The sequence below is a fragment of the Ilumatobacter sp. genome (assembly GCF_049588435.1).
Lineage (GTDB): Bacteria > Actinomycetota > Acidimicrobiia > Acidimicrobiales > Ilumatobacteraceae > Ilumatobacter_A.
On the sequence record NZ_JBAVYV010000435.1, the window covers coordinates 1 to 1,792 of the forward strand.

Consider the following 1,792-nt stretch of genomic DNA (forward strand, 5'->3'; position numbering starts at 1 on the left):
GCGGCTCGATGAACGTGTAGGTGGGAAGGTTGCCAGCCTCGCAGTCGACGAAGAACTGCTCGGTCGACATGAAGTTGGTCGCGAACTTCGGGCGCAGGCGCGCCGCATGAATGATCCCGGTCAGCGATGCATGACATGGCGGATCGCAGTACACCCGCCACGAGAGACCCGCCGCGTCCAGGCGATCGAAGAGGGTTTCGGCGGTGTTGTTGGCCGGGAACTTGCTCGCCGGGAAGTTCGTCACGAACCCCGACGACGTGCCCGCATGGAAGAACGACCGGTTCGGGAACGTGCAACTCGGGACGTCGCAGAACCAATGGTCGAACGTTGCAAATCCTCGTGCCACTCCTGACAGAACGGGGAGTTGCTCGGGGCTATAGCCGGACATGATCCCAGCGACCTCGTCACGCGACGGCGGGCGGCCGTTCTCGAACATGAGCATGCTCGCGTAGTCGGTCACGAACCCGTCCATCGACGGCTTACGGCCCGCCGACGGCGTGTTGTAGGTCGAAGCCGGATCGTTGCGGCCACGGTTCGCTTCGTCGAGCAGATCGAACAGCTGGGTGTTGATGTGGTGGAACTCCTCGCCCGGGTCGGGCGACGGCGTATTCATGTCGGACGCAACCGTGTACGGGATCGCGCCGCCGGCGATGTCGAGCCACTCAGGAACCGGGTTCGACAGGTCCTTGCCGATCACACCCTCGAACGAGGGCACCTCCCCAGGCTCATACAACCGTCCCAGGAGGTTGTCGAACGAGCGGTTCTCGAACATGACCACCACGACGTGGTCGAGCGCTTGTTCTGGGCCTGGATTCGTCACGTTGTTCGACCTCTCAGAGAGTTTCCGGAACCGTACATGTTCGTGCGTCAGTTGTCGGCGGCCACGAACGCGTCGTCCAGCGCGCCTTCGGTGTCGTACACGCCGTCGACGACCTGGGTACTCTGCGCATTCGCCAAGAGCGCACCGACATCGGTACCAGCGGGGTTGACGGCGACCACGATGACGCCGTACTCGCCAGAGGCGAGGAGTTCGCCCATCTTGTGGACGTCGTCTTTGGGGATGTTGTGCCAGAAGTGACCCACAAGGCCGCCGGCGCCGGCGTAGACGGCGGTGTTCGTGACGAGCGGGCCGAGGAACACCAGGCCGAGCGGTGCGAACACGACCGTCGCTGCGGCACCGAGGATGCCACCGCCCCATGCGAGGTGTTTGGCCGTGCTGTCGTGGCGATCGATGTCAAGCTTGCCGTCCTTTCCCTTCGTGACGACGGCAACTGCGAGATGATCGAGCTGCCCACCCGACTTCACAGAGCGAATTGCTTCGTAGTCGCTATCGGCAGCAGCTTTGGTGGCGTAGGTGGCAACGGCGACGGTGGTTGGCTTGTTCGACATGTTCGACTCCTGGTGACTTCGACGATCGGACTGCTTCGACCGTAGGGGTCGACTGCGGTGTGCCACATCACGCAATCTGGGTGAATGGCCATGGGTCAGCGGCCGGTCTTGACCACCGCTCCGGGACGAGCGCTAGGGTGGGGGTAACGTGAATCGGGAGACGGAGGGAGATGTCAGGACCCTCCCCGGGCTACTCGGCGCCAAGCTGAGTCCACCTCCGCTCCCCGCGAGTCACATCGAGCGCCCGGATCTCGTCGCCAAGGTCCGCGATTCCGGATCATGCCGCATCGTGTCGATCGCGGCGCCTGCCGGCTATGGAAAGACAACGCTCTTGGCGGAGTGGGCGATCCTCGAGGTGCGACCGGTGGGATGGGTCTCGCTCGCCCGCGCGGACAACGATCCG

At 63.8% G+C, this 1,792-nt stretch carries 2 protein-coding genes and 1 pseudogene; 1 reads left to right on the plus strand and 2 read right to left on the minus strand.

The genetic code is table 11. The annotated features are described in order from the left end of the window. Both WBV89_RS16640 and WBV89_RS16645 read right to left on the minus strand, forming a co-directional pair. The coding region (locus tag WBV89_RS16640; RefSeq protein WP_423982465.1) for an alkaline phosphatase family protein at positions 1 to 772 on the minus strand (772 nt) is incomplete at its 3' end. Positions 773 to 867: 95 nt separating this feature from the next. Beyond that, positions 868 to 1,389 (minus strand): hypothetical protein, encoded by a 522-nt coding sequence (locus tag WBV89_RS16645; RefSeq protein WP_423982464.1) that lies wholly within the window; start codon positions 1,387 to 1,389, stop codon positions 868 to 870. A 148-nt stretch (positions 1,390 to 1,537) separates the two neighbouring features. On the opposite strand from WBV89_RS16645, the pseudogene WBV89_RS16650 reads away from it, so the two are divergent. Further along, positions 1,538 to 1,792, plus strand: a pseudogene (locus tag WBV89_RS16650) (hypothetical protein); the annotation flags it as partial.